Consider the following 26,438-nt stretch of genomic DNA (forward strand, 5'->3'; position numbering starts at 1 on the left):
GCCTCAGCGCAAGGGACGCAAGATGATTGGCAGACCGTCCATGGGGACGGGCATGCCACCGTAGTCCCACTTCTCCTGGTACCCGGGACGCGCCGGCTCGAGCCGGTACTTGCGCAGCAGCCGGTGCATGATGACCTTCACCTCGAGCTGGCCGAACATCATGCCGATGCACTTGTGCGAGCCTCCGCCGAACGGCGTGAACGCGAACCGGTGCTTCTTGTGCTCGCTGCGCGGCTCGGCGAAACGGTCGGGGTCGAACGTCATCGGATCGGTCCAGAACTCCGGAAGCCGGTGATTGAGACCGGGATACGCGATCACGTTGGTGCCCTCGGGGATGTGGTAGCCCAGGAGATCGGTGTCGCGCACGGCCCGCCGCATCGCCCACTGCACGGGCGTGACCAATCGGATCGACTCGTTCATGACGAGGTCGAGGGATTCGAGCTTCTCGAGCGACTCGATGTCGACCGGTCCGTCGCCCAGGCGGTCGGACTCGTCGCGGCACCGCTGCTGCCACTGCGGGTTCTCGGCGAGGTAGTAGGCCATGGTGGTCGCCGTCGAGGTCGACGTGTCGTGCGCGGCCATCATCAGGAAGATCATGTGGTTCACGATGTCCGCGTCGGAGAACTTGTTGCCGTCCTCGTCCTCGGTCTGGCACAGCACCGACAGCAGATCGTTGCCCTGCGACGCCCGCTGTTCCTTGACCCGCGCCTGGAAGTAGTTCTCCAGCAATTTGCGGGCCTGCAGGCCGCGCCACCACGTGAACGGCGGCACCCCGGTCCTGATGATCGCATTGCCCGCGCGGACGGTGGTCGTGAAGGCGTTGTTCACCTTGGTCACCAGCTCGTGGTCGGTGCCCGGCTCGTGGCCCATGAACACCATCGAGGCGATGTCGAGGGTCATCTGCTTCATCGCGGGGTAGAGCAGGAACCGCGGGTCGTCGGCGACCCAGTCGTTGGCAATGACCTTGGACACCACGGTGTCGACCTGCTCGGTGTAGCCGACGAGGCGGGTGCGAACGAACGCCTCCTGCATGATGCGCCGGTGGAACATGTGCTCGTCGAAGTCGAGCAGCATGAGGCCGCGATGGAAGAACGGACCGATGACGGGCGTCCACCCCTGCTGGGAGTAGTCCTTGTTGCGGTTGGAGTAGATGACCTGGGCGGCGTCGGGTCCCAGCGCCGTCACGGCGGGCAGCACCGGCGAGTCGGCGTAGTAGACCGGTCCCTTCGTCGTGTAGAGGTGCATCAGGTATTCGGGGCCGCCACGGAACATCTCGATCATGTGGCCCAGGACGGGCAGGCCCGCATCGCCCATCACCGGCTTGAGGCCGCTGCCCGCCGGCGGTTCGGCCAGCACCCGCTGCGGGAAGTCGGTGCGCAGCAGTTTGCGCTCGAGCGCGCCCATGCCGGGGAAGTTGTTGATCGACGGCGTGAAGCGCCGCTTGGCCTGGTCGATCAGGTAGTCGGGGGTGCTGATTGTCGCCATCGGCAATCTCCTGGGCTGGGAGGTGTGGTCGAACTCACTCGTTGCCACCATCCTGTAGTCCCCACTTGACGCATGTCAAGTTTTGTCGTGCCGTGTCGCTGGTGGGAAGGTTGACCACGATGACCGCCGAATCCGTCCCCAGCGAGACCCGCCGCAGTCGCGGCGACCGTCAGCGTGAGGCCATCGTCGGCGCCGTCCGCGAACTGCTCGAGCACAAGTCGTTCGCGGACCTCTCCGTCAGCCTGATCAGCGAGCGGGCCGGCGTCGCGCGGTCGGGGTTCTACTTCTACTTCGACTCCAAGTACGCGGTGCTCGCGGTGATCGTCGCCGACGCCATGGAGGAACTCGACAAGCTGACCCACGACTTCGCCCCCCGCGAGCCGGGTGAGACGCCGTCGGAGTTCGCCAAGCGCATGGTGGGCAGTGCGGCCGCGGTCTTCGCGCACCACGACCCGATCATGCAGGCGTGCACGCTCGCCCAGAACACCGACGCCCAAATCCGCGAGATCATGAACGACTACTCCGACACCGTGATCGACAAGATCGTCGGCCTCGTCCGGCAGGACTCGGGCGCCCGGCCCATCACCGACGACGTGCCCGCACTGGTCCGCATGCTGACGGCGACGACGGCGGTCACGCTGTCCCACGATCCCGCCTTCGTCGGTCGCGGCACGGATCCCGCCCGCGCCGTCGAGGTACTCGAGCGGTTGTGGCTGAACGCCCTGTGGGGCGGGAGCGATCCCGGCGCGTAACTCGCCCGGTAGGGTCACCGTCATGGTGCGGGAGTTTGCGGGCAAGCGGTGTTTCCTCACCGGCGCCGCCAGCGGAATCGGACGGGCCACGGCGCTGAAACTGGCCGCCGAGGGCGCCGAACTGTTCCTCACCGACCGCAACGCCGACGGTCTGGCCCAGACGGTCGCCGACGTGCGGGCCCTCGGCGGCGTCGTCAGCGCGCACCGGGTGCTCGACGTCTCGGACTACGACGAGGTGGCTGCGTTCGCGGCCGACATCCACAGCGCCCACCCCGCCATGGACGTGGTGATGAACATCGCCGGGGTCTCGGCATGGGGCACGGTCAGTCACCTGAGCCATCGGCAGTGGGAGTCCATGGTCTCGATCAATCTGATGGGACCCATCCACGTCATCGAGAACTTCGTTCCCCCAATGGTTCTCGCGGGCAACGGCGGCCACCTGGTGAACGTGTCGTCGGCGGCGGGCCTGGTCGCGCTGCCGTGGCACGCGGCCTACAGCGCGAGCAAGTACGGCCTGCGCGGCCTGTCGGAGGTGTTGCGCTTCGACCTCGCCAGGCACGGCATCGGGGTGTCGGTGGTCGTGCCCGGTGCGGTCAAGACGCCGCTCGTCCAGACCGTCGAAATCGCCGGCGTCGAACGCGAACACCCGCAGGTCCGCAAATGGGTGGACCGGTTCAGCGGGCATGCCGTCTCGCCGGAACTGGTGGCCGACAAGATCCTTCGCGGCGTCACCCGCAACCGCTACCTCGTCTACACCTCCCACGACATCCGGGCGCTGTATGCGTTCAAGCGATTCGCCTGGTGGCCGTACAGCGTGGCGATGCGTCAGGTGAACGTGATCTTCACGCGCGCGTTGCGGCCGTCCAAGACCGGCTGAGCTCAGCGCGAACCCCAGTCCCACGGCGGGACGGTCAGCATGGTCTGACCGGCCACCCTGGTCTCACCCCATTCCTTGTACAGCTCGACGTCGCTGGTGGTGTCGTTCGCGAGATGGTCGCGCATGGCCTGCGAATGGGTCACGACCACCACCTGGGTGCGCGCCGCGGCCGCCAGGACCATCGCCGCCAGGGGCGCCACCAGGTCGGGGTGCAGCGAGGTCTCCGGCTCGTTCACCACCATGAGCGACGGCGGGCGCGGGCTCAGCAGGGCGGCGCCCCACAGCAGGAATCGCAGTGTGCCGTCGGACAATTCGGCGGCCCGCAGCGGTCGCAGCATGCCGCGCTGGCTCAGCTGCAACTCGAAGAGGCCGTCGCGCACCGCCACCGACACCTCGGCGCCGTCGAAGGCCGCCGCGACGGCCCTGGCCAGGTCGTCGAACCCGGACTCGACGATGGTCTGGATCGCCGCGGCCAGGTCGGCGCCGTCGTCGGACAGCACCGGAGTGCGGGTGCCGATGCTCGCCCGCCGGGCGGGCGCGTCGGCGTCGACCCGGAACCCGTCGTAGAAGCGCCAGTCGCGCAACCGATCTCGCACGGCGGCCAGCTCGGGCAGGGCGTCGGGGTGCGCGTACTCGGCCAGCACGCTGCGGTACGCGGGCAGTGACCTGGTGAGCTCGTCGAACCCACGGCCCGACGCCGACGCGACCTCGGCGTAGTCGCGCACGCGGTGGACCAACGTCGCGCTGGGGCGCAGCCGCGGACCCGCGAACACCGCCTCGCGCTTGATCTCCGGATCGAGCGCGAACAGCGAGCCGAGGCCGGCGTCCTGCGGCAGGCCGAGGTCGATGAGGTAGCCGAAGTCGTCCGAGGCGAAGCCGAGTTCGAGGGCGACGGGGCCGGTCCGCGTGGTGCCCTCGCTGCGGCCGGTGCGACGCGCGCCGCTGGTGTTCTCGGGCCCGGCCCACAGCACCGATCGAAGCCCACCCTCACGCGCCAGCGAGCCGATGACCTCCCCGCGGCCACAGTCGGCGATGAGCCGCAGTGCGCGGTACACCGACGACTTGCCCGTGCCGTTGGCGCCGGTGACGACGGTCAAGCCCGTCAGGGGCACGACGACCTCGCGCAGCGACCGGTATCCGCGGATGGCGATGGTGTGCAACACGAGACGAGGCTATTGCCCCATACCGACGGGCCGACTCAGGCGGGTGGGCACGTGTTCGGCGGCGGCGTCCCCGCGACCCGGCCGCTGACCCAGTCGAACAGTGCACTGCCGAGGTCGAGGGTGCCGTGGCCCTGCCCGGGTGCCACGTGTGCGTCGATGACGTCGCCGAGCGCGCAGGCGCGTGCGACGGCCGTCGCCGTCCATTGCGGCAGCACGATCGGATCGGCGTCGCCGTAACCGACCAGCATCGGGGCCGACGCCGGCCGGCGGGGTAGCACGTCGGCGCCGAACCACTGCCGCAGTCGGTCGGCCGCCTGCGGGGACGACGGCATGAAGTCCGATGCCGGTGCGCCCTGGGCGATGATGCCGCGCTGCGAGGAGTTCTCGCCCTCGCAGCCGATGAAGGCGTCGACGCTGCGCGCCATGACTCCGTGCAGATAGTCGTCGAGATCGAGCTCGGGGTGCCGCACCTGAAGGCCCTTCAGGACCATCGGCACGAGGACCTTCTGTTCGACGGTGAGAGTGCCCGCCTGCATGGCGTCCACCAGCGGACGCAGGTCCGTGGCCGGGGCGATGCTCATCGTGCCGACCAGCCGCAGCCCTCGGCCGTACTCGGCCGCCTCTTCGTTGGCGGCCCAGACCGCCTGTCCACCTTGGGATACGCCGTACCCGACCCAGGTATCGGAGGTCTCCGGCACCACCGCCCGCGCTGCCCGCACGGCGTCGATGACGTCGTTGGCCTCGGTGGTCGGGTCGAGGTAGGGGTGCGGGCCCGGGGTTCCGAGACCCTGGTAGTCGGTCATGACGACGACGTAGCCGAAGGTGAGGAATTGGGCGATGGTGCCCGCGTTGCCCATCAACCCCGGATAGGACGACGGCGCGCACTCGCTGTCCAGGCCGACGGTCGGGTGTCCGATGGATGCGATCGGCCAACCACCCTGCGGCGCAGTGCCCTTCGGCACGAAGAGGACCCCGGACACCGTGGTGGGCGATCCGTCGATGCCCGACGTCGAGCCGTAACGGATCTTCACGGCACGGTCGGCGACCTGCTGCACCACCGAGTAGGTGGCCAGGGGGATCGGCTCCTCGGCCAATCGGCCCGGGGCGAAAGTGGTTGGGGCACCTGATGAATGGCCGGCCGTCGACGAGCAGGCCACCGGAGCCCACGCGACGACGACGGCGGCGACGCCTGCGAGGAGTCGACGCGGCCACGTCGCCCTCGCCGGAGAACGCGTCACCGCGACGGGGTCTGCAGGGTCGCGACCGGGTCGTCGCACATCATGTTCAGGGCACGTGCCACCACCGCCGGCTCGACCATCGCGCCGCAGAACGATGCCGTGAACGTCCGTCCGCCCGCCAGCTCGCTCACCAGGAGGGACACCGCGTCGGGCCCCGCGGGTTCGAGATAGGCCGCGAGCTGTGGGGGAGCCCCCGGCGCCCAGACGGTGTCGCCGAACATCCCGAGGCGGCCGAGGTCGCTCACCGCGACCCTGAGGCGGTCGGGCACCGTCACCGTGGTGGCCGGTTCGTCCGCACCGACGCGGGCGGGCACCGCCGCCTTCAGCTCGGCCATGCCGAGGATCGCGATGGGCCAGCCGGAGTCGATCACCTCGCGGATCGTGTCACCGACGACGGCGGGCGTCTGAGGCCGCGGGACCCACAGCGGAAGGGCGACGGCGAAGTTGCCCTGGTCGAATCGATGACGGGGGTCCAGGTAGCGGCGGCAGTTGACCAGCACGGTGATGCGGTCGTCGACCACCGCCCCGGCCGCGCGCAGCGCCGCCATCCAGGACGCGACCGTGACCGCCGCAGGGCTCGCGCCGCCGGCGTGCTCGCGCGCCCACGTGCGCAACGCGGTGACGCACTGCGGTGGCATGTAGGCGGTGCGGCTCTGCTTGTCGAGATTCGACGGGTCGACGACGCGCGTGCCCACGGCCTCGTCGTCGCCGGCCCGTCCGTGGCGCCGGCGCAGCCGCAGGAGGTCTCGCGCGGCACGCGGATGCGCCCGGTAGTGCCGTCGCAGGGCGGACCACACGGCCGTGCGCGGCAGTCCCCGCGCCAGCGCGCTCGCCCGGACGGCATCGGGTTCGGCGGACAGCGCGGCCAGCATCGTCACGCCGAGCTGGCCGTCGCCCATGCCGTGGGAGTAGTCCACCGCTAGATAGTCCCCGCTGATGAGCACGTTGAGCGGGCCCTGGCCGAAGGGTGGGAGGGGCCGACCCCCGGTGTCGGTGAGCAGGCGGCCGATATCGGCGGTGCCGTCCCAGCGCTGCACGATCGCACGGTCGTCGACACCGGATGGGTATGACCACGAACGACTTTCGCGGTCGGGCCACAGGGCGGGACGGGCGTCGGGCGCCGCGGCCAGGATGGCCCGCAGGTTGGCCGCGACGCGGTCCTCGTCGAGGCCCGCGACCGGTCCGACGACGGCGACGGTGCGTTCCCCGGCCAGGGCCCGGTCCAGAGCGGTCGGTCGGTACCGCGGCGCGGCGTCAGACGGCGGCATCGACGACTTCTTGCATGCGTCGCCGAAAGTTGGCCCTGGAGAAGCCTTCTGCCCATTGTCGGATGGCCACGGGGTCGAACCGTGCCGCGTCGAACGACCGCATCGCGGCGGCGAATCCGTCGACGATCTCCTGGTCGCTGCCGAACGCGACGTGCAGGCCGGTCGTGCCCGGAATGACCGAGTCGATCGCACCGCCCTGACCCAGGGCGATGACCGGGGTGCCCGTCGCCATGGACTCCACCGGCACGATGCCGAAGTCCTCGACACCGGGCATCAGCAGTGCCCGCGTCCGGCGGTGCAGCGACAGCAACTCATCGTGGGCGACGCGACCGAGGAACGTCGTCTTCGGCCCGGCGACCTCGCGACACTGCTTCATCGAACGACCGTCACCCGCGACGACGAGCGGCACGTCGGCGGCGGCCGCGGCCCGGATGGCCAGATCGGGCCGCTTGTACGGAACCAGTCGCCCGGCCAGCAGGAAGAAGTCCTCCCGGTCGATCGACGGGTCGGGGGTGAAACCCTCGGTGTCGACCGGCGGCGGCACGACCACGGCGTCGCGGTGCCACCAGTCGGTGATGCGACGCGCCACCGCGGTGGAGTTGGCGACGATCGTCCGCAGTCGTGGCGCGGCCCTGGTCTCCCCGCGCTTGGCGATCACCGACAGCATCGTCAGGATGGCCTCACCCGCTCGGCCGCCACCCTCTCCGGCCCGCAGCGAGGGGTCCCACGCCCACCTCGCCGGACTGTGCACGTACGCGATGACCGGAACGGTGGTCGCGAGGGCCGCCTGCGTCGCGAATGCGTGATGGCTCGCGATGACCGCGTCCACCTCGCCGAATCGCACGTGGCGGAACGCATGTGGCATCAGCGGCATCAGGGGCGCATAGGACTTCTCGTGCAGCACGCCGTGGTAGAGGGCGTCGAGGCGGGTGGTCCGCGGCGGCCGGGTGAGGCCACCCGGAATGCCCTCCGGACGAGCGATCGACGTGTGCACCTCGGCTTCGGGCCACTGCAGCGCGAGCTGCTCGACGACGTGTTCGGAGCCGGCCACCTCGGTGAGCCGCTCGTGGACGATGGCGATCCGGCTAACGGGCATGGTCGTCGAGTGGTAGGGACGGCTGCGCGGCGGACGTCTTCGCCTCCTTCGGTGGCGGGGGAGGAGTCGACCCGTTGTGCCGGGTGCGTCGCATCGGCTGCAGAACCAGGTGCGTGGGGATGCCGAGGTCGTGGAGTCGACGCAGCGCGCGCTCGGCCGCCTTGCGGTCGCTCCCGGCCACCGTGACGATGACGACGGCCGCCGCCACCCGTCCGAGATCCACGGTCTGCCACCACTCGTCCGCCAGCGACATGGGTCGCAGGATGGGGTGCGGAACGCTGCCGGTCCCGTCGGGTGCGACGGTCGATCTCGGGCTTGCGACTTTGTCGCCCAGCAAAACCGCCACCGCGCGCCCGTCGCGTTGGTTCTGGGCCAGGACCGCGGCCGCGACGGGGGAGAGCGTGCCGTCGGCGGTCGTGTCGTCGTCGAAGCGCGCGCGATACCTGTGCGCGACCCGGCGGGCCCACGCGCGGTTGGGCTTCGACCCGACACGGCTGCGCAGGAAGACGATCAGTTCGGCGGTGACGATCCACGTCGCCAGTGCGGCGACCAGAGCCTCGGGCACCGGCTGCGGGCTGACGGGGCTGCGGTCCTGCTCCGGCGTCGAGAGGATCGTCAGTTGGTCGCCACCGGTCTTCTGCAGCGTGGTGAGTTGGGCGCGCAGATCGGACAGTTGGCGGTCGGAATCGGCCTTGGCGGGATCGTCGGGCGCCAGCGTCGCGTTGCGGGCCTCCTCGGCGGTGATCGTCGCCTGGACCTCGTCGGCCTGGCGGCTCACGTCCCGGGCATGGTTGGCGAACGACGCCTGGGCGACGGTGACGAGCATCGACCTGGCGATTTGCGCCGCAACCTCCGGTGAGTTGGCCGTCGCGGTGAAGATCAGCAGCTGTGGCGCCGGTCCCGCCGACAGCTGGACGTGCTGGCGCAGGGTGTTCACGTCCCAGCCGGTGTCGACTTCGGAGAGCACCTGATTGAGGACGTTGGTGTCCTGGGCGAGGCCCATGAACGGGGCGCGCATCTGTTCGACGAACGCATCACCGGGAACCAGTGTCTGCGCGGGGGTGATCTGGCCGACGACGGTGGCGCCGTATTCCTTGGGCACCAGCAGGGTCCGCACTCCGAACACCGCCCCGCCGACCACCAGGGCGACGACGAGTGCGGGCAGCAGAGCGCGACCGAGCTCGCGAAAGTGTCCGGCGAGATCGATCGAGGGAACGTCGCCGCGATGCGCCGGATCGTCGACCGTGGACAACCAGAGCTCCTTCTCGGCAGGGACCGCTGCCCGAACTGGCGGCCGGTCTCGTGAGACAGACGTGGCGAGATCCGATGATATCGGCCGCCCCGCGATGTCACGAGCTAACTGATGATATTCGCTGACGACGTGTCAGCCCGCCCCGGAGGCGAAGCTGCGCACCACCGCGTACGACGGCTTCGGGGAGAGGTCGTGGCGCAGGATTCCGAAGTTCTGCTCGGGGTCCGAGACGTCGGTTCCACTGTCGCGGAGGCTGTAGACGAAGGCGGGTCCGAGCCATGCCACGTCGCGCGCGGCGCGCAACATGATGCGGATCGAGTCGGCCTGCACGGCGTCGCTGACGGCGACCTTGGCCGTCCCCGTCGGGGCCCCGCACTCGGTGATCCAGACGCGCTTGAGGGGATCGCCGCCGTCGACCATCGTGTCGTGCATGTCCCGCAGCCGCAGTGCGGTGTTCCACGAGCTGGTCGAGAGGTCGTTGGGCAGCGCGGGATAGGTGTAGGGGTGGATGCCGAAGGCGTCGAAGTAGCGGTTGGCGCCCGCCCGGTACAGACCCTTCAGGAACGTGGTCGGCGCGATGTCGCTGCCGTTGTCCTCGGCGGGGGCCAGCCCACCGGACACCACGGTCAGATCGGGGCTGACGGCCTTGATGGCGTCGTGGGCCGCGGCCAGCAACGCGCCATAGGTCGCGGCGTCGGGCCGTGGCTTGAAGAACCTGATGGTATTGGGCTCATTCCAGATCTCCCAGACCGACACCTCGTCCCGGTACCGCGTCGCGGTCGCACGGGCAAAGGTGGCGAACGTTTCTGGTCGAGGGGCGAAGTAACTCCCCACCGGCCGTTCCGCCGGGTCCGCGGCCCACGCCGGCGCATAGGCCAGCAGGCCGTGGGCGCACATTCCGAGGGCCCGCACCGCGTGGACCACCCGGTCGACGCGTGACCAGTCCTGCCGTCCCCGTTCGGCTTCGACGTGAGACCAGTCGACGTCGACCCGTACCGCCCAGACTCCCGCGTCGTGTGCGGCGCGCAGCGTGCGCTCGAGGTCGTCGTCCGACATGTCGAGCAGGTCGGTGCCGTCGGACACCCCGACCCGGCCCTTGGCGGACGCGCCCTCGCAGAGCGGCGTGGTCGGCTCGGCGAGCACGCCCCTGGCCAACAGGGTCGCCGCGACGCCGCCGGTCGCCAGGAGGACGATCACCAGGGCGAGGAGCAACGTCGTACGCACGGTGCGAGGGAAGGTCATGAGCGGTCCCGGCCTCAGCCGAGCAGGGTCCGCAGCATCGCGGGCAGCGTCGTACGGAGGTCGTGGTGCTCGGCGACGCGTCGTCGCGCCGTGGTGCTGAGCGCGCTGCGCACGTCGTCGTCGCGCAGAACGGTGGCGATGGCGTCGGCCAGGGCGACCTCGTCACCGGGAGGGACCAGGAAACCTGCTCCGCCACTGAGGAATTCGGTCGTGCCGCCGTGATCGGTGCCGATCACGGGCAACCCGTGGGACATCGCCTCCAGGACCGAGAGCGGGCCCGCCTCCGGCGAGATGCTCGCCGACACCGCGACGTCCCACCGGCGGAGCGCCGCGCAGGCGTCGACGTGGCCCAGGAAGCGCACCCGTCCCGCCAGATCCGGTCGGGCGGCCCGAGCATGCAGTTCGGCGACGTACCCGACGTCGCCGGGGAAGCTGCCGCCTGCCAGCTCGACCTGGACGCCGGGCAGTCGCGCCACCGCGTCCAGCAGCACGCGGTGCCCCTTCCAGGGCGTGAGGAGCGCCAGCATGCCGACGACGGGCGGGTCATGCAGGTCTGCTCCCGTCAGTCGGGGCACGGGCCAACGAACGCCGTTGTGCGCGACCCGAACCGGGAACCCGAACGCGCGCAGCGGCCGTGCGGTGGCCTCCGAGACGGCGACCGCCACCCGCACCGCGGGCGCGCCGAGGCGCGTGGCGGCCCGCTGCTTGGTGCTGGTGATCGTGTCGTGCACCAGCCAGCCCGCCCCGCGTGGCGGCCGTGCCATGCGGACCGCGGGGAGCGCGAAGAGCGAGTTGACGATCGTCTCGGTGCCTGGCGTCCTCGCGAGGGGAGCCAGGATCCGGGCGGCGGCCCGCCATCTCGCGGCGAGCTGGGCCGCGCCGAGCAGCCGTGCGAACGAGCGTTCACCGCCCATGCCCAGTGCGGGGATGGGCACGTGGGTCGACGCCGCGGGCAGCGCGTCGACCAGGGGTCCCGCCGGGCAGGCCACGATCGCGGCGTATCCCTGGGCCAGCGCCTCGCCGACGAGATCCAGCAGCACCTTCTCGGCGCCGGAGAGTTGCCCCGTCTGGGCGACGAACAGCAGGGTCGAGACGTCGGTCACGGCGACACCGCGTCCGGGTGCGACGTCTCGTCCGCTCTGCCGACCATGCGGACAACGTAGACGAACGGAAGCAGCGCGAGCACCGCCACCACCGACACCACGGGCCACGACCAGGGCCACACCGCGACGACGCGCTGGCCCGCCGCGGCGATCGCCGCCGTCGTGACCACCAGCGCGGCGATCGGCGCGACGGGCAGCAGCCCCTTGACGGGCATGATCCGCTCGATGACGGCCCAGAGCAGCACGACGGTGACCACCCAGGTGACCACGGTCGAGATGGCGGCGCCGTCGTAGGAAAGCCGGGGGATCAGCACCAGGTTGAGTCCGACGTTGAGCGCCAGTCCGAGCAGCGCGATGGCGGGGTAGTAGCGCTGCTTGCCCGCCGACGTCACGAGGAAGATGCCGAGCACGATCAAGGACATCACCGCCGCGCCGACCACGAGCAGCCGCGCCGCGGGCGCCGCCACCGCGAAGCGCTCCCCGTAGAGCAGCCGGATGATCGGGTCCGCCGACGGCCAGAACGCGACGACGCAGATCGCTCCCGCGACCGCGAACGTCATTGCGGCCGAACGGGATCGCTGCCGGAAGACGTCGAGCTTGGTGGGCCATGCGGCGACCAGCAGGGTGCTCACCGGTGCCGCGGCCGCCAGGGAGAACGTATCGATGATGTCGGAGAACTTGTATCCGACCGAGTACTGCCCGACGGCGTCGAAGGTGTCCAGCAGGCTCAGCATCAGGACGTCGATCTTCATCATCGCGATCGTGAGGGCGAGACCGATCGCCAACGGGATCGCCTCCCTGAGCATCGGTCCCCACCGGCGCACGTCGAGATGGCGCGACGGTCGCAGTCCCAACGACCGGTTGCGGAGCCCAATGCCCTTGGCCGTCAACCGAAAGACCTCGTTGAGAACCGCGGGCAGCACGAAGATCAGCAGCGTGGGGGCGAAGACAGCCGCGAGGACCGTGACCGCCAATTGCACGACCTGGCCGAGACTCTCGGCCACGGCGACCAGCAGGAGCCGGTGGCGGCTCTGGTAGAGCACGGACAGGGCGTGACCCGGCGTGGCGAAGACGACCACCAGGCCGGCGAGGGCCGTGGCGGCGACGACCTGTCCCGGGTACCCGAGGACGACGACGTAGCCGACCGCCAGGGCGTAGCCCACCACACCCAGCACGGTGCGCAGGGCGATGAACGACGATGCGGTGCGGGCGATCTCGTCGGGGTCGCCGTCGATCAACCTGGCGAGCACGACCCGTCCGACACCGAGGTCGGTCACGATGGCCATCACGCCGAGCAGGGCGAAGACGAAGCTGAAGCGGCCCCACTCGTCGGCCGACAGCGACCGCGCGACGATGATGCTGCCGACCCACCCCAGTGCGGCGACGACGACCCGGCTGACGAGCACCGTCAGCGTGGCGCGCGCGGCGGCCCTCGGATCCGCGGCGACCTCGCGGTAGTCGGGGGGCGCCTCGATGCCGTCGAACGCGGGATCCTCGCTCATGGCACGACGCCCGCGTCACGGTAGGCCTGCACGGTCTGCTCCGCCGTGCGCCGCCACGTCAGGGCACCCGCGACCGCGAGTGCGTTTGTCACCAGCTCACTGCGGGCGGCCTCGTCGAAGGCGATGGTGCGCAACGCCTTCGACCAGTCCTCGGTCTCGGCGGAATCCACCAGCACGGCGCCGTTGGAGACCACCTGGGGGAGTGCGCCGACCGCGCTGGCCACGACGGCCCCGCCACACGCCATCGCCTCGACGGGCGGCAGCCCGTAACCCTCGTAGTGCGAGGCATAGGCGGTCACCGTGGCGGCCGCATACAGCGACGGTAGGTCCGCGACGTCGATGTACCCGAGGCCGATCGCGGTGCGGGGGGCGGCGGGCCCCTGCGAACCCGCGCCCGCCAGCACGCAGGGCAACCCGATCGACTCGGCGGCGTCTGCGACCAGGTGCACGTTCTTGCGGGGCTCCACGGTGCCCACCTGGATGACGAAGCGGTCGGGCAGGCCGTACTTCCTTCGGGTCCTGGCGACGTCGTCCTCGCTCGGAGGGCGCGCCCACGATGCGGGCGCCAGCTCGACGACCGTCGCCGTCCGCCCGCTGATGGCGTGGATGCGTTCGGCCGTGAACTCCGAAACGGCAAGCAGCAGATCGGCTTTGCGCAGTGTGTAGGCGACCAGTCGGCGCTCGCCGAATGCCCGGAAGCGGCTCGACGCCGACGGCATGTCGTAGACGGACACGTCGTGGACGGTGGCGACGGTGAACGCGGGCGTCGCCAGGGGCAGGTCCACGTCCAAGCCGTGGAACAGCTCGCAGGTGCGGCCCGCGAGCGCGCCGTGGAGTGCGCGGATCGCCCCGCTGGACACCGGCCGGGTCTGAGCCGCCATGCCGCGGGGAAGCTCGCCGACGGCGTCGCGCTGGACGACGGCCGACAGTTCCGCGTCCGGCAGCAGTCCGTTCAGCTCCCTGAGGAGTTCACGGATGTAGGTTTGGACGCCGCTACCGCCAGGCCGTAGGGCGAGTGCTCCAAACGTGATCCGCGTTGCGCCGCTGCGCATCCCACCACCCCCAGGAGTAACCAGAAATAGACGTCGATTGGAAAGATCTCGAAGTAGGTGGCGACCAGACTGGCCGCCATCGCCGCCACGATGGACGCGCTGACTCCCAACGCCAGTGCGCCATCTCGGCCCGGCAGCGCGCGTCCCAACCGCGTCGTCCAGACCAGAGCGACGACGAGCCACAGCAGCACCAGCCACAGCCCGACCGGCCCCAGCTCGAGAAGCATCTTGACGTAGTAGTTGTCGGGTTGATAATTCGTCGACACGCCTCCGATGTGGACGCCCTCGGCGGTCGAGATGCGGTCGGCCGCAGAGCCGCTGGTGCCCAGACCGCGACCGATCGGATGCACCAGGATGCTGCTGATGACGTCACTCCAGCCGGCGCCACGTTCTCCCAGGCTGTTCGAGGACAAGAAGACCTTGGACAGCTCGGGCACGAAGGGGAACACCGCGGCCAGGGTCACGGCACCGAGGCCGAGCGGGAGCAGGAGCGCCCGGAACCGCAGGATCGCCAGCCAGATCATGCCGATCACGAGGCCGAGGATCGCGGCGCGGACGATGGAACTCGCCATGGCCACGACCATGATTGGCGACAGACAGAGAAAGCCGAGATTGCGTCGCCGCGACGGCTCGGCGAGTGCCACCGCGCCGCCGACGAGCAGGGCGATCATCACGTACAGGCCGAACGGGAAGGGGTTGACGAAGGTGCTGAAGGTGCGGAGGAAGCCCCCGGAGGTCCGCACCTGTCGCCCGTACTCGTAACCGAGTCGGATCAAGAAGGCTGGGCCGACGATGATTTGGGCGATCCCCACGAACGAGACGAGCGCGCCCATGCCCATGAGAACGCTCACCAGGTCGTCGCGGTCGCGGTCGTCGAATGGCGCCAGCCACAGCACGGCGATGATGAGGAGGTAGAAGAACGTCACCTTGATGGCGACGAAGCCGAGGAGCCCGATCGTCGCCACGGCGGAGATGCTTCCGACCACCACCCAGAGTGCGACGGCGGGCCACCACGGCAGGTGGAGGGACGGCCTGCGCCAGTGCGGGGTGCGAGTTCGCCTGAGCCACGCGCAGATCAGCACGAACAGGAGCAGCCCCTCCTTCCACGCGGTGACGAAACCGGGCAGGGGAAGGATGGCGAGGACGCCGTGCAGCGGCACCAGCGCCGCGAGGAGGAGCAGACCACGCTGAGGCCTGCGGTAGATCGACACCATCGCCGCGACCGCGACCAGCGCGACGAACACGGCGGCGCCGACGAACAGGACGGTCATCACTCGTCCGCCCGCCATCGATCGGTCGGTGCACCGACGGGCGTCAGTCCTCGGCCCGCTTGAGGACGGCCAGCACGGTGAGGAACAGGATCTTGACGTCGAGCCACAGAGACCAATTCTCGATGTAGTAGTTGTCCCATTCCGCCCGATCGGCGATGGACGTCTGCCCCCGCAATCCGTGTACCTGAGCCCATCCCGTGAGTCCTGCCTTCACCCGGTGGCGTTCACCGTAGCGTCGGATCTGCATCTCGAACAGTTCGACGAACTCGGGCCGTTCCGGCCGCGGACCCACCAGGCTCATGTCCCCGCGCAGGACGTTGAGCAGCTGCGGCAGCTCGTCGAGTGAGGTCTGACGCATGATCTTGCCGATCCGCGTGCGCCGGTCGACGCCCTCCACACCGCCGGGGGCGGCGCCCTCGGTCAGTTCGAAGGCGGCGTCGGACTCCGACGGCGGGCGCATGGAGCGGAACTTCAAGCAGTCGAACACCACTCCGTCGCGGCCAACGCGCTTCTGGCGGAAGAAGATCGGACCCGGTGAGCTCAGACGGACGAGCAGCGCGAGACCGAGGAAGAGCGGTGAGATGAGCAGGAGGCCGAACGCGGTGATGACCCGTCCCAACGCATGCTTGACGGCGAACTGCCAGCCGCGGGGATTCACCTTGGGGAGCACCAGAAGCGGTAGTCCGCCGAGATGTTCGATGCGTGCGTGCGCACCGATCACGTCGTGAACGCGCGGCAGCACCCACACGCGCATGCCGAGGGCGTGGGCGGACCGGATGATCGTCACCAATTCGTCGTCGGACGCGTCGCACTGCGACAGGATCAGATCCTCCGCCCGGGTCGCGGCGGCGACGGCGGGGAAGTCGGACAGCGTGCCGAGGTGCGGCACGTTGGGGTGCAGCCTGGGCGGCGGGGCGTCCCCGTCGCCCGAGTCGGCCGATGCCACGATGCCGACCGGTCGAAGCCCGTACTCCGGCAACTCGATCATCCGGGTGATCAGTTGATGCGCGTAACGGTCGTCACCGACGACGAGCGTCGGCGATGCCGATCCCAGGTGGTTGCGCAGGTAGCGCTGGATCAGCACGCGAGCCATGCGGACCGTCGGCACGAGGACGGTGGCCAGGACCCAGACGCGGATGACGGCCGCTCCCGGTCGGACGTTCTCGGGGTCGAGCAGCAGCCAGGAGAGCAGGACGAGTGCGGCGAGCGCGACCGCCGTCTCGACGGGTCCAATCTCGTCGAGGAAGTTGCGTCGCAGCGGTCGCCGGTACATCGACGCTGCCGCCAGCATCAGCAGCAGCAGGGGGACGAACAGCCACAGCAGCCCGCCGATGTCGGATTGCGACGCGACGTCCGCACCCCACCATTCGGCGAGTGCGACCGAGGCGATCGCCGCGGCGAGGTCGAGTATCACCGTCACGGTCGTGTGCAGTGGATCTCGGCGGAGGCGATCGGCGAGAGTGTTCCTCGTGGCCGCCGGGGTGGCGACGGCCGACCCCGGGGTGCTCAGTCGGGCGAGTTCAGTACCGACTGACATAGTGATCTGCATCACAGGTCGAATACATGTTGCTAGCGTACTCCGGCGGACAGGCTCACGAGGTCTTTGTCGCACATTTATACGTTTGCCACCGACCTACTGAATCACCGGGTGGTCGACACGGGCCGCGGACGGGCGTAGCGCTAGTCCGCGACGTCCGCCCCGTCGAAGACGCGTTCGCGGACCAAGGTCGACAGGTCGTGCAGGATCTGGACGTGTCCGGTGCTCCACTGCCTGGGCTGCTTGTCCCACACGCACAGCGTGCCGATGGTGTGTCCGGACGGATCGGTCAGCGGCATCCCGGCGTAGGCGAGGAGCGCCTCGCTCAGCACGGTCGGATGATCCTTGAGCAGCGGGTGGGCGCGGGCGTCCTCGACGATGAGTGGTTCGCCAGAGTTGACCACATACTGGCAGACGGATTGGTCAATGGGCGTTTGCCGAGTTTCTGCGAGTTCGCCGGTGAGCCCCACTGCGCTGAACAGGAACTGCCGGTCGTGGTCGACGAGGGACACCGCGGCGGTCGGTACGGCGAGCGCTTCGGCCGCCACTCCCACCAACCGGTCGTACGCGGCGTCCGGATCGGCGTCGAGCAGGCCCGTCGAATAGAGCGCGCGCAGTCGTTCCGGATCCTCGAGACGTGACGTGCACGGGTCCTCGAGCGGGCCGGCCGCGGCGAGTCCGGCCCGCTCGACCCCACCGAGGAGTTCCTCCGTCCGACCGCCGTCGCGGCTCTCGTGCGCGGCGATCAACCGGGCCGCGACGGCACGGCCGATGAAGGTGTCCACGGTCTCGCCTACGGCGGCCGCTTCTTCCTCCAGTGCCTGCACGAGCCATTCATCGAAGCCTGGGACTGACGACGTCATGGCTGCACGATATAGGCGACGGGGTCATGAGCAAAGACATGGCGTCGTGGGCCATCAGTTCGCCGCAGGGGCGGGAGCCTCCGGCATCGCCAGTTCGAGGCGCACCCCGAGCAGGCGCACCGGACGGTCCAGATCGAACTGGCCCAGCAACTGCAGCGCGGTGTCGACGATCGCCCCCGCGTCGGTACCGGCGATCGGCAGCTTGCGAATCTTGGTCCTGGTGAAGAAGGTCTTCGTGCGCACGGTCACCGCGACCCGGGTGACCGTGCGGTCCGCGTCGACGACCTCGGCGAGGGTCTGCCGCGCGAGTCGCGTCACGGCCGCCTCCATCTCGGCGCGATCGGTCAGATCCACGGGGAACGTGATCACGTGACTGCGCGACCGCGGCGTCCAGGGTTCGGCGCTGACCTCGGCGTCACCACCGCCCTTGGCCAACAACAGGATCCACAACCCGGTGGTCGGTCCGAACGCCGACGTCAACACCTGCGCATCGGTGGCCGCCAGGTCGGCGATGGTCGTGATGCCCAGTGCGGCAAGGCGTTTGGCGGTCTTGGGGCCGACGCCCCAGAGCGCGTCCACGCTGCGATCACCCATCACGGCCATCCAGTTGTCGTCGGTCAACCGGTAGACGCCGATGCCCTCGCCGGTCTCCGGTTCACGGGATGGCTTCGCGAAACCCGTCGCCACCTTCGCGCGCTGCTTGTTGTCGCTGATGCCCACCGAGCACGCCAACCCGGTCTCGGTCGCGACGACGTCGCGGACGCGCTGGGCGAGGGCGTAGGGGTCGGCCACGTCGGCGCCGAGATAGGCCTCGTCCCACCCCCACACCTCCAGCGGGTGGCCGAGATCCCGCAGCAGACCCATCACCTGTTCAGACGCCGCGTCGTAGGCCTCCGGGTCGGACGGGAGGAAGGTGGCGTCCGGGCACTTGCGGGCCGCGGCGCGCAGCGGCATCCCGGCGTGTACGCCGAACGCGCGTGCTTCGTAGGAGGCGCACGTCACCACCTTGCGTGGCTCACCGGGGTCGCCGTTGCCGCCGACGATGACGGGAAGACCGACGAGGTCGGGCCGACGCCGCAGCTCGACCGAGGCGAGGAACTGGTCGAGGTCGACGTGCAGGACCCACATCAGGGTCGCCCTAGCGCCCACACAGCTTGCGCGCCAGGTCTTCCCACGCCCGGGCTTGCTGCTCGAGGTCGCGGCCGACCTCGTCGACCTGGTGCGTGACGTAGTCCGCGTCCAGCAACGCCAGCAGCGCGTCGGCCTGCGCCTCGAGGTCACCGGTGGTGCCCGCGGTCTCGAGCAGCATCCTGACGTGGGTGCGGTGCAGCGTGGCGGGAGCGTTGAAGCGGGTCTGGGGGTCGCGGCCGGCATCGGACAGCAGCGCGCGATGCTCCCAGACGAAGCGGAACCGTTCTCGCCCGTAGGCGAGGAGGCGTTCCAGCGGCGGTGCGCCGGGCCCCAGCGGTGGTGGACCGAACATGAACGCCCGTTGCTCGACCTTCTCGTCCTCGTCGAGCAGCACGATCATCAGACCGGCGCGACTGCCGAAGCGGCGGAACAGCGTGCCCTTGCCGACGCCCGCGGCGGCGGCCACGTCGTCCATGGTGATGGCGTCGGCACCCCGCTCGGCGAGAAGCCGGCGGGCGGCCGACAGCAGGAGCAGGCGGTTGCGCGCGGCGTCGCCCCGCTCCGTGGGTGCGGAGTCGGTGAACGGGAGCCCCACCAGCTCATCGCCCATGCTCATTCCCGTACCTTAGCCCAGCTGGAATCATTCGGACTGCGGTCCGGTTATGCTGGTCGACGAACGCGATACGAGTGAGAGGGGACTGAGACATGGCGGATCCGACGATCATGGTGCTGGTGGGCAGCTTGCGCGCCGCCTCGACGAACCGTCAGCTGGCCGCGGTGGCCGCCGAGACGGCACCCGCCGGGGTGTCCCTTCGGCTGTTCGACCGGCTGGGGGAGTTGCCCTTCTACAACGAGGACGACGACGGCGACGCCGTGGCGGAACCCGTGCGGGCCTTGCGGTCGGCCGCGGCCGAGGCCGACGCCGCGCTGGTCGTCACGCCGGAGTACAACGGCAGCATCCCGGGAGTGCTCAAGAACGCGATCGACTGGTTGTCGCGGCCGTTCGGAGATGGCGCGCTCAAGGGCAAGCCGCTCGCGGTCATCGGCACCTCGATGGGGCGCTACGGCGGGGTCTGGGGCACCGACGAGACGCGCAAGTCCTTCGGCGTCGCGGGTCCCCGGGTCATCGAGGACGTCACGCTGTCGATCCCGGGGACGGTCTTCGAGGGCAGGCATCCCCGCGAGAACGCCGACGTCGTGCAGCAGGTCCGGGATGCGGTCGGCACGTTGGTCGCCGAGATCGGCTGACCCTCCGCGGACGAGCCGCCGGCGTGCCCTGGGCAGGGTTCGTCGGCGGCTTTGCTGTGGATGACACCTGTGGATGACGTGTCGGTGGGTGGTGGTAGAGCTACGGATAGCACGACACGGCGCTGGCGTGATGTGCGACACGCCGGAACGAGACGCGTTCCAGGGCTTACGACCAGGGAATTTCATCGATGTGCTTCAGAACATCTTGTATCCGTTCTCAATGTCGGCCACTAGGTGTAGTGTCTTGCAGACCGACAGACCCCATCGTCACTCGCACCACCACGGGCCGGTCGGGGCTCACGAATCCGGCACGTCGGGTCTTCCCGGCCACCGGTCGGGAGGCATCGGGGGACAGGAATTTCACGGGTCTCCAGGTCGCTGAACATCCATGAATAGCAGTAGCCAGTCAGACCAGATCGACAGAGGAGCCGTGCCCACGATGACCGTCACCGTCTACACCAAGCCCGCCTGCGTCCAGTGCAACGCCACGTACAAGGCCCTCGACAAGCAGGGCATCGACTATGACGTCATCGACATCACCGAGGTCCCGGAGGCCCGCGACTACGTCATGGCACTGGGCTACCTGCAGGCCCCGGTCGTGGTAGCCGGTAACGACCACTGGTCGGGCTTCCGCCCGGACCGCATCAAGTCGCTCTCCGGAGCGGTCGCCGTCACGGCCTAGCGGACGTTCGGCGGACAGGAAGGAAGGCGTGATGAGCGATCTCGTCTACTTCTCCAGCGTCTCGGAGAACACCCACCGCTTCGTCGAGAAGCTGGAGCTGCCCGCCATCCGGATCCCGCTGCGCGAACGCATCGTGGTCCATCGTCCGTACGTGCTGGTGCTGCCCACCTATGGAGGAGGGCACGCCAACGGGCCCGATCCCGATGCCGGGGGCTACGTCCCCAAGCAAGTCATCGCGTTCCTCAACGACGAACGCAACCGGTCGTTGATCCGCGGCGTCATCGCCGCGGGCAACAGCAACTTCGGCGCCGAATTCGGCTATGCGGGTGACGTCGTATCCCGCAAGTGCGGCGTGCCATACCTCTACCGCTTCGAACTGATGGGCACCACGGACGACGTCTTCGCCGTCCGCGCGGGGCTTGCCGACTTCTGGAAGGACCAGACGTGTCACCAACCGTCACTGCAGAACCTGTAACCACGGGAGTCCACGCCCTTCCGGGTGAGACGGACTACCACGCGCTCAACGCGATGCTGAACCTGTACGACAAGGACGGCAAGATCCAGTTCGACAAGGATCGCGAAGCGGCGAATCAGTACTTCCTGCAGCACGTCAACCAGAACACGGTGTTCTTCCACAACCAGGACGAGAAGCTCGACTACCTGGTGCAGAACGAGTACTACGAGCGCGAGGTGCTCGACCAGTACTCCCGCAACTTCGTCAAGACGCTGCTGGATCGCGCCTACGCCAAGAAGTTCCGCTTCCCGACGTTCCTCGGCGCCTTCAAGTACTACACGTCCTACACGCTGAAGACGTTCGACGGGAAGCGCTACCTCGAGCGCTTCGAGGACCGCGTGGTCATGGTGTCGCTGACGCTCGCGTCGGGTGACACGGCGCTGGCCGAGAAGCTGGTCGACGAGATCATCGACGGCCGTTTCCAGCCGGCCACGCCGACGTTCCTCAACTCGGGCAAGAAGCAGCGCGGCGAGCCCGTCAGCTGCTTCCTGCTGCGCATCGAGGACAACATGGAGTCCATCGGGCGCTCCATCAACTCCGCACTGCAGCTGTCCAAGCGCGGCGGTGGAGTTGCGTTGCTACTGAGCAACATTCGAGAACACGGCGCACCGATCAAGAACATCGAGAACCAGAGTTCGGGCGTCATCCCGATCATGAAGCTGCTGGAGGACTCGTTCTCCTATGCGAACCAGTTGGGCGCCCGGCAGGGTGCGGGTGCGGTGTACCTGCATGCCCACCACCCCGACATCTACCGCTTCCTGGACACCAAGCGCGAGAACGCCGACGAGAAGATCCGCATCAAGACGCTGTCCCTCGGCGTGGTCATCCCGGACATCACGTTCGAGCTGGCGAAGAAGAACGAGGACATGTACCTCTTCTCGCCCTACGACGTGGAACGGGTCTACGGCACGCCCTTCGCCGACATCTCGGTGACCGAGAAGTACTACGAGATGGTCGACGACGCCCGCATCCGCAAGACGAAGATCAAGGCGCGCGAGTTCTTCCAGACGCTGGCCGAGCTGCAGTTCGAGTCGGGCTACCCGTACATCATGTACGAGGACACGGTGAACCGGGCGAACCCGATCGAGGGCAAGATCACCCACAGCAACCTGTGCTCGGAGATCCTGCAGGTGTCGACCCCGTCGCTGTTCAACGAAGACCTGTCCTACGCCAAGGTGGGCAAGGACATCTCGTGCAATCTCGGTTCGCTGAACATCGCCAAGGCCATGGACTCGCCGGACTTCGCGCAGACCATCGAGGTGGCGATCCGCGCGCTGACCGCCGTCAGCGATCAGACCCACATCTGGTCGGTGCCCTCGATCGAGCAGGGCAACAACGCTTCTCACGCGATCGGTCTCGGGCAGATGAACCTGCATGGCTACCTTGCTCGCGAGCGCATCTTCTACGGTTCGGAGGAGGGCGTCGACTTCACGAACATCTACTTCTACACGGTGCTCTACCACGCGCTGCGCGCGAGCAACCGCATCGCGATCGAGCGGGGTTCGCACTTCGGCGGTTTCGAGCGCTCCAAGTACAAGTCGGGGGAGTTCTTCGACAAGTACACCGAGCGGGAGTGGGCGCCGGCGACCGAGCGCGTCAAGCAGTTGTTCGCCGACGCGGGCATTCGCATTCCGACGCAAGAGGATTGGCTGCGGTTGAAGGAGTCGGTGCAGACGCACGGCATCTACAACCAGAACCTGCAGGCCGTGCCGCCGACGGGGTCGATCTCCTACATCAACCACTCGACGAGCTCGATCCACCCGGTCGCCAGCAAGATCGAAATCCGCAAGGAAGGCAAGATCGGCCGCGTCTACTACCCGGCGCCGTACCTGACGAACGACAACCTGGAGTACTACCAGGATGCGTACGAGATCGGTTACGAGAAGATCATCGACACCTATGCCGCGGCCACTCAGCACGTCGACCAGGGGTTGAGCCTGACGCTGTTCTTCAAGGACACCGCGACCACACGCGAGGTCAACAAGGCGCAGATCTACGCCTGGCGCAAGGGCATCAAGACGCTGTACTACATCCGCCTACGCCAGATGGCGCTGGAGGGCACTGAGGTGGAGGGCTGCGTCAGCTGCATGCTGTGACTGGCCGTAAGGGCGGCAGTTCGCATCGCTTGTCGTCGGATGCGCCGCACAGCGTTCAGTTCTTTCAGCGTCACCGTGCGGACGATCCAGCACGATCCGCACCGGGCTATGAGTTCATCGAGGCATGCCCGGACAAGGTCGGCGACAAGATGCTCGCCGTCCTCAAGGCAGTCGCCGAAGCGCCGCCGAAGCGATTTGCCGGGGGCGGGTACTGGGAAGCCATGCACGACTTGATGACTGGGTGGCACGAGGTACGCGTCGACGGCGGTAAGCCGCGACGCCACTACCGACTGTTCTGCCTGCTGGACACCGAGGCGCAGGGGGCGGACCGCCCGGCCTTGGTCGTCGTCACGGGGATGAGCAAGGCCTTGAGGACGACGTTCACCGAATCCGACTACAGCGGCGTGCGAAACCTCGGAGACGAGTATCGGCGGCGAAACCCGCGATGCTGGCTGGCTGCCTAGCCTGCGGCCACCATCGCGTCCGTGATGTGGGCGCGCTCATCCTCGGTCATCGGAACGAGCGTGAGCTTGAGTCCCACGGCAGCTGCGAGTTCGGCGATCGTGCTCAATGTGGGGTTGACCGACTGCGCGGACAACAGTCGGCGGACCGCACTCGGCTCCGCACCCGCTGAGCGGGCAAGCTCAGCCTTGCTCATATGTGCGTCCTGGCGGGCAGCGTCGAGCTGGCTGACTATCGAGTCGATGGCCTGGATGTGCGCCAGCTCGGCAGCGAACGCCCGTGCACGCTCCGGGTCGGCAAGGCGCCGCTCGAGCATGTTGTTGAAGGCTTCCGACATCGTCGACTCCTTTGGGCCGTAAGGCTGCGCTGTGGCATATATGTTACGCCCGGTAGCGCATGTCCTGCAACGTGGGATTTCGTGGAGATCCGATTACTCGGAAAGGGTTTCAGGCGATCAGCCCTCGCGAGCGCGGTCGTCGTGCAACGCCTTCAACCGTCGCTCCTCGCGCAGCACACTCTGGTAGCTCTCGCGTTCTGCGACAAGCCATTCGGGCTTGTCGTCGAGCAGCTGGTTGATCTCGTTGGTGGTGAGTGCCTCGGTGACGCCGCCCCGCGCCAGGCCGGCGATCGAGACGCCGAGCTTCGCCGCGACGAGATTCTTGGGGTGGGGTCCGTTCTTCCGGAGGTCCTTGAGCCACTGCGGCGGGTCTGCCTGCAGCGCGGCGAGCTCGGCGCGGGTGATCGGGTTGGCCTGGAATTCGGCGGGGGTGGCGGGTAGATACACGTCCAGCTTCTTCGCCGCCGTGGCGGATTTCATCGACTGTGTATTCGGCCTGCTCATGGTGCAGAGCTTATCGGTCGGCGCATCGGTAGCCTGATGCCGTGACCCCGCTCCGCCTCACCGTCGGGTACGTCCCCGGAGTCACTCCGGCGAAGTGGGCTCGCACCTGGGCCGACCGCCACCGCGACATCCCGCTCGATCTGTCCGCCGTCGCGGCGGCCGAGGCTGCCGACGCGTTGCGGGCCGGCACGGTCGACGTGGCATTGCTTCGCCCGTCGGCCGACACGTCGGAGATGGCCCTCATCCCGCTGTACGAGGAGACCACGGTCGTCGTGGTGCCGAACGATCACCTGCTCACCGCCGCCGACGCCGTCACCGCATCCGACCTCGCCGACGAACCGGTACTGGTCCCGCTCGACGACGTCGTGGCATGGACGGCGGGTAGGCAGCTCGAGCACCGCCCCGAGACCACAAGGGACGCAATCGAATTGGTGGCAGCGGGGCTGGGAGTGCTGATCGTGCCCCAGTCGCTGGCTCGGCTGCACCACCGCAAGGATCTGACCCATCGCGCGATCACCGACGCGCCGACGTGTCCCGTGTCCCTCGCCGTCCCGGCGGGACCGCACCCCGAACCGGTCGAAGAATTCATCGGCATCGTGCGCGGTCGCACTCCCAGCTCGTCGCGCGGGCAGGGTGAGCCGGCGCCGAAACGCACGGCACGGGAGAAGACGTTGGCCAAGCAAGCCGCCCGCGCGGCGGCAGGAAAGGTCGCCCGCACACCGGGGCAGGCCAAGCGCGGTCGGCGCTAGTGCCGAGTTTCGCATCATGGTCGTGATGTCGCTGCGCAGAGGATGATTCACGACCGTGGCGTGAAAGCGGAATGTAGCGCCTCATCGGGCATCGTCGACCCAAGACGCGACACCTCCGAATAAATCGGTGGAAATCGGTGGCGCAGTAGCCCACCCTCGACGGCGTGAACGTTCAGTTGTTCGAGACGCCCGACGGCTTCGGCCCCGTCGCGCGCTGGGTCTACCGCCGGGACCCGGTGACGTTCACGACCGAGCTCACCACGCTGCGCACCTCGCCGTGGCCATCGGATCGGCTACTGGTGGCGGCCTACGACGGCGACGGGGTGGTCGGTGCGGCCATGCAGATGGCCGACGGCGTGCTGCTCGTCAACGGCCTGCCGCCGTCGATGGCGAAGGAGACGGCGCTCTCGCTTGCGCCCACACGGAGCGATCTCGCGGCGGTGCGCGGAACACATTCGACGGCAACGTCTTTCGCGCAGGCATGGACGGAGGCCACGGGCACCGAGGCGTCCGTGGCCTTCGAGGAGACGCTGTACCGCCTCGGCGTCCTGACGGCCCCGGCCGACGTTGCGGGCGCGCCGCGGCTCGCCGGACCCCGCGACGAGGAGTTACTCGCCGGGTGGTTCGACGCGTTCTACGTCGAGGCGTTCGGCTCCGTGTCGAATCCGCATGCGAGCCGAGCGCTGGTGGCCGGCATTCCCGGCGCCGGGGGACGCGTCGTGCTGTGGACCGTGGGCGACGAGCCGGTCGCGATGGCGCGGGTGCACGGCTGCCTGCTGGGCATGTCGCGGATCGGGCCGGTCTACACGCCCCCGGCGCATCGAGCGCGGGGCTACGGCGCCGCCGTCACCGCCGAGGCCGCGCGCCAGGCCCGCGGGATGGGGGCCCGCGACGTGGTCCTGTTCGCCGACGACGCCAACCCGACGTCGAACGGGGTCTACCGGCGGCTGGGGTTCCTCCCCGTTGGGGAGAGCGTGCAGTACGCGTTCACGCCGCGAGCGTGAGTCCGACGAC

26 protein-coding genes are annotated in these 26,438 nt (G+C 68.8%); 9 read left to right on the top strand and 17 right to left on the bottom strand.

Features of this window, described 5'->3' with window-relative positions; translation table 11 throughout:
- Positions 1–3: 3 nt before the first annotated feature.
- Positions 4–1,485, bottom strand: a complete 1,482-nt coding sequence (locus tag G6N60_RS09815; RefSeq protein WP_163735917.1) for a cytochrome P450 — start codon at positions 1,483–1,485, stop codon at positions 4–6.
- 119 nt (positions 1,486–1,604) lie between these two features.
- Between G6N60_RS09815 and G6N60_RS09820 the strand changes: the two genes are divergently transcribed.
- Positions 1,605–2,237, top strand: coding sequence for a TetR/AcrR family transcriptional regulator (locus tag G6N60_RS09820; protein WP_163735919.1), 633 nt, complete (start codon positions 1,605–1,607; stop codon positions 2,235–2,237).
- Between the two features lie 22 nt (positions 2,238–2,259).
- Positions 2,260–3,114 carry an SDR family oxidoreductase gene (locus G6N60_RS09825; protein ID WP_163735922.1) on the top strand — a complete coding sequence of 285 codons (855 nt, stop codon included), beginning with the start codon at positions 2,260–2,262 and terminating at the stop codon, positions 3,112–3,114.
- A gap of 2 nt (positions 3,115–3,116) precedes the next feature.
- On the opposite strand, the gene G6N60_RS09830 is transcribed toward G6N60_RS09825, so the two are convergent.
- From G6N60_RS09830 to G6N60_RS09895, 14 genes are all read right to left on the bottom strand, one after another.
- Positions 3,117–4,277, bottom strand: a complete 1,161-nt coding sequence (locus G6N60_RS09830; protein ID WP_163735925.1) for an AAA family ATPase — start codon at positions 4,275–4,277, stop codon at positions 3,117–3,119.
- Positions 4,278–4,312: 35 nt separating this feature from the next.
- Entirely contained in the window at positions 4,313–5,515 is a 1,203-nt protein-coding gene (locus G6N60_RS09835; protein WP_163735927.1) for an alpha/beta hydrolase, read from the bottom strand.
- Positions 5,512–6,783, bottom strand: a complete 1,272-nt coding sequence (locus G6N60_RS09840) for a hypothetical protein (RefSeq protein WP_163735930.1) — start codon at positions 6,781–6,783, stop codon at positions 5,512–5,514. The genes G6N60_RS09835 and G6N60_RS09840 overlap by 4 nt, the downstream gene beginning before the upstream one ends.
- The gene (locus G6N60_RS09845) at positions 6,770–7,879 is read right to left on the bottom strand and encodes a glycosyltransferase (protein ID WP_163735932.1); all 1,110 of its coding nucleotides are present in this window, start codon (positions 7,877–7,879) and stop codon (positions 6,770–6,772) included. The genes G6N60_RS09840 and G6N60_RS09845 overlap by 14 nt, the downstream gene beginning before the upstream one ends.
- Complete coding sequence (locus G6N60_RS09850) at positions 7,869–9,131, bottom strand: YveK family protein (RefSeq protein ID WP_163735935.1); 1,263 nt, start codon at positions 9,129–9,131, stop codon at positions 7,869–7,871. The genes G6N60_RS09845 and G6N60_RS09850 overlap by 11 nt, the downstream gene beginning before the upstream one ends.
- A 132-nt stretch (positions 9,132–9,263) precedes the next feature.
- Complete coding sequence (locus G6N60_RS09855) at positions 9,264–10,355, bottom strand: cellulase family glycosylhydrolase (RefSeq protein ID WP_246240528.1); 1,092 nt, start codon at positions 10,353–10,355, stop codon at positions 9,264–9,266.
- A gap of 32 nt (positions 10,356–10,387) precedes the next feature.
- Complete coding sequence (locus G6N60_RS09860) at positions 10,388–11,476, bottom strand: glycosyltransferase family 4 protein (protein WP_163735943.1); 1,089 nt, start codon at positions 11,474–11,476, stop codon at positions 10,388–10,390.
- A complete protein-coding gene (locus G6N60_RS09865; protein WP_163735946.1) occupies positions 11,473–12,978 on the bottom strand; it encodes a flippase in 1,506 nt (501 codons plus the stop codon). Before G6N60_RS09865 ends, G6N60_RS09860 begins: the two co-directional genes overlap by 4 nt.
- Entirely contained in the window at positions 12,975–14,030 is a 1,056-nt protein-coding gene (locus G6N60_RS09870) for a glycosyltransferase family 4 protein (protein WP_163735949.1), read from the bottom strand. The genes G6N60_RS09865 and G6N60_RS09870 overlap by 4 nt, the downstream gene beginning before the upstream one ends.
- Entirely contained in the window at positions 13,931–15,301 is a 1,371-nt protein-coding gene (locus tag G6N60_RS09875; protein ID WP_163735952.1) for an O-antigen ligase family protein, read from the bottom strand. The genes G6N60_RS09870 and G6N60_RS09875 overlap by 100 nt, the downstream gene beginning before the upstream one ends.
- Positions 15,302–15,344: 43 nt before the next feature.
- Entirely contained in the window at positions 15,345–16,838 is a 1,494-nt protein-coding gene (locus tag G6N60_RS09880) for a sugar transferase (RefSeq protein ID WP_246240532.1), read from the bottom strand.
- A gap of 143 nt (positions 16,839–16,981) precedes the next feature.
- Positions 16,982–17,701 (bottom strand): GAF domain-containing protein, encoded by a 720-nt coding sequence (locus G6N60_RS09885; protein WP_163735957.1) that lies wholly within the window; start codon positions 17,699–17,701, stop codon positions 16,982–16,984.
- 54 nt (positions 17,702–17,755) lie between these two features.
- Positions 17,756–18,829: a DNA polymerase IV gene (locus tag G6N60_RS09890; RefSeq protein WP_163735960.1), complete on the bottom strand. Its 1,074-nt coding sequence runs from the start codon at positions 18,827–18,829 to the stop codon at positions 17,756–17,758.
- 10 nt (positions 18,830–18,839) lie between these two features.
- On the bottom strand, positions 18,840–19,448 hold the full coding sequence (locus tag G6N60_RS09895; protein WP_372511071.1) for a TetR/AcrR family transcriptional regulator: 609 nt from the start codon (positions 19,446–19,448) through the stop codon (positions 18,840–18,842).
- 89 nt (positions 19,449–19,537) lie between these two features.
- Between G6N60_RS09895 and G6N60_RS09900 the strand changes: the two genes are divergently transcribed.
- From G6N60_RS09900 to G6N60_RS28545, 5 genes are all read left to right on the top strand, one after another.
- Positions 19,538–20,080 carry an NADPH-dependent FMN reductase gene (locus tag G6N60_RS09900; RefSeq protein WP_163735963.1) on the top strand — a complete coding sequence of 181 codons (543 nt, stop codon included), beginning with the start codon at positions 19,538–19,540 and terminating at the stop codon, positions 20,078–20,080.
- Between the two features lie 439 nt (positions 20,081–20,519).
- Complete coding sequence (locus G6N60_RS09905; protein ID WP_163735966.1) at positions 20,520–20,762, top strand: redoxin NrdH; 243 nt, start codon at positions 20,520–20,522, stop codon at positions 20,760–20,762.
- A gap of 31 nt (positions 20,763–20,793) precedes the next feature.
- The gene (gene nrdI, locus G6N60_RS09910) at positions 20,794–21,237 is read left to right on the top strand and encodes a class Ib ribonucleoside-diphosphate reductase assembly flavoprotein NrdI (protein ID WP_163735969.1); all 444 of its coding nucleotides are present in this window, start codon (positions 20,794–20,796) and stop codon (positions 21,235–21,237) included.
- Positions 21,207–23,372, top strand: coding sequence for a class 1b ribonucleoside-diphosphate reductase subunit alpha (nrdE, locus tag G6N60_RS09915; protein WP_163735973.1), 2,166 nt, complete (start codon positions 21,207–21,209; stop codon positions 23,370–23,372). Before nrdI ends, nrdE begins: the two co-directional genes overlap by 31 nt.
- A gap of 233 nt (positions 23,373–23,605) precedes the next feature.
- On the top strand, positions 23,606–23,836 hold the full coding sequence (locus G6N60_RS28545; protein ID WP_246240534.1) for a hypothetical protein: 231 nt from the start codon (positions 23,606–23,608) through the stop codon (positions 23,834–23,836).
- On the opposite strand, the gene G6N60_RS09925 is transcribed toward G6N60_RS28545, so the two are convergent.
- Together G6N60_RS09925 and G6N60_RS09930 are read right to left on the bottom strand one after the other, a co-directional pair.
- Positions 23,833–24,171: a helix-turn-helix domain-containing protein gene (locus tag G6N60_RS09925; protein WP_163735975.1), complete on the bottom strand. Its 339-nt coding sequence runs from the start codon at positions 24,169–24,171 to the stop codon at positions 23,833–23,835. The two genes, G6N60_RS28545 and G6N60_RS09925, sit on opposite strands and share 4 nt — an antisense overlap.
- A 117-nt stretch (positions 24,172–24,288) precedes the next feature.
- Positions 24,289–24,675, bottom strand: a complete 387-nt coding sequence (locus tag G6N60_RS09930; RefSeq protein ID WP_163735978.1) for a DUF5997 family protein — start codon at positions 24,673–24,675, stop codon at positions 24,289–24,291.
- A gap of 41 nt (positions 24,676–24,716) precedes the next feature.
- On the opposite strand from G6N60_RS09930, the gene G6N60_RS09935 reads away from it, so the two are divergent.
- Positions 24,717–25,424: a LysR substrate-binding domain-containing protein gene (locus G6N60_RS09935; protein ID WP_163735981.1), complete on the top strand. Its 708-nt coding sequence runs from the start codon at positions 24,717–24,719 to the stop codon at positions 25,422–25,424.
- Between the two features lie 164 nt (positions 25,425–25,588).
- Positions 25,589–26,428, top strand: coding sequence for a GNAT family N-acetyltransferase (locus G6N60_RS09940; RefSeq protein ID WP_163735984.1), 840 nt, complete (start codon positions 25,589–25,591; stop codon positions 26,426–26,428).
- Positions 26,429–26,438: the final 10 nt, after the last annotated feature.

Source organism: Mycolicibacterium madagascariense, from assembly GCF_010729665.1.
Lineage (GTDB): Bacteria > Actinomycetota > Actinomycetes > Mycobacteriales > Mycobacteriaceae > Mycobacterium > Mycobacterium madagascariense.

Coding starts and splice junctions, on each gene's coding strand:
- G6N60_RS09905 (WP_163735966.1), top strand. CDS start 20,520: ATGACCGTCACCGTCTACACCAAGCCCGCCTGCGTCCAGTGCAACGCC.
- G6N60_RS09925 (WP_163735975.1), bottom strand. CDS start 24,171: ATGTCGGAAGCCTTCAACAACATGCTCGAGCGGCGCCTTGCCGACCCG.
- G6N60_RS09815 (WP_163735917.1), bottom strand. CDS start 1,485: ATGGCGACAATCAGCACCCCCGACTACCTGATCGACCAGGCCAAGCGG.
- nrdI (WP_163735969.1), top strand. CDS start 20,794: ATGAGCGATCTCGTCTACTTCTCCAGCGTCTCGGAGAACACCCACCGC.
- G6N60_RS09900 (WP_163735963.1), top strand. CDS start 19,538: ATGGCGGATCCGACGATCATGGTGCTGGTGGGCAGCTTGCGCGCCGCC.
- G6N60_RS09845 (WP_163735932.1), bottom strand. CDS start 7,879: ATGCCCGTTAGCCGGATCGCCATCGTCCACGAGCGGCTCACCGAGGTG.
- G6N60_RS09930 (WP_163735978.1), bottom strand. CDS start 24,675: ATGAGCAGGCCGAATACACAGTCGATGAAATCCGCCACGGCGGCGAAG.
- G6N60_RS09880 (WP_246240532.1), bottom strand. CDS start 16,838: ATGTCAGTCGGTACTGAACTCGCCCGACTGAGCACCCCGGGGTCGGCC.
- G6N60_RS09825 (WP_163735922.1), top strand. CDS start 2,260: ATGGTGCGGGAGTTTGCGGGCAAGCGGTGTTTCCTCACCGGCGCCGCC.
- G6N60_RS09820 (WP_163735919.1), top strand. CDS start 1,605: ATGACCGCCGAATCCGTCCCCAGCGAGACCCGCCGCAGTCGCGGCGAC.
- G6N60_RS09895 (WP_372511071.1), bottom strand. CDS start 19,448: ATGAGCATGGGCGATGAGCTGGTGGGGCTCCCGTTCACCGACTCCGCA.
- G6N60_RS28545 (WP_246240534.1), top strand. CDS start 23,606: ATGACTGGGTGGCACGAGGTACGCGTCGACGGCGGTAAGCCGCGACGC.
- G6N60_RS09870 (WP_163735949.1), bottom strand. CDS start 14,030: ATGCGCAGCGGCGCAACGCGGATCACGTTTGGAGCACTCGCCCTACGG.
- G6N60_RS09840 (WP_163735930.1), bottom strand. CDS start 6,783: ATGCCGCCGTCTGACGCCGCGCCGCGGTACCGACCGACCGCTCTGGAC.
- G6N60_RS09885 (WP_163735957.1), bottom strand. CDS start 17,701: ATGACGTCGTCAGTCCCAGGCTTCGATGAATGGCTCGTGCAGGCACTG.
- G6N60_RS09875 (WP_163735952.1), bottom strand. CDS start 15,301: ATGACCGTCCTGTTCGTCGGCGCCGCCGTGTTCGTCGCGCTGGTCGCG.
- G6N60_RS09890 (WP_163735960.1), bottom strand. CDS start 18,829: ATGTGGGTCCTGCACGTCGACCTCGACCAGTTCCTCGCCTCGGTCGAG.
- G6N60_RS09865 (WP_163735946.1), bottom strand. CDS start 12,978: ATGAGCGAGGATCCCGCGTTCGACGGCATCGAGGCGCCCCCCGACTAC.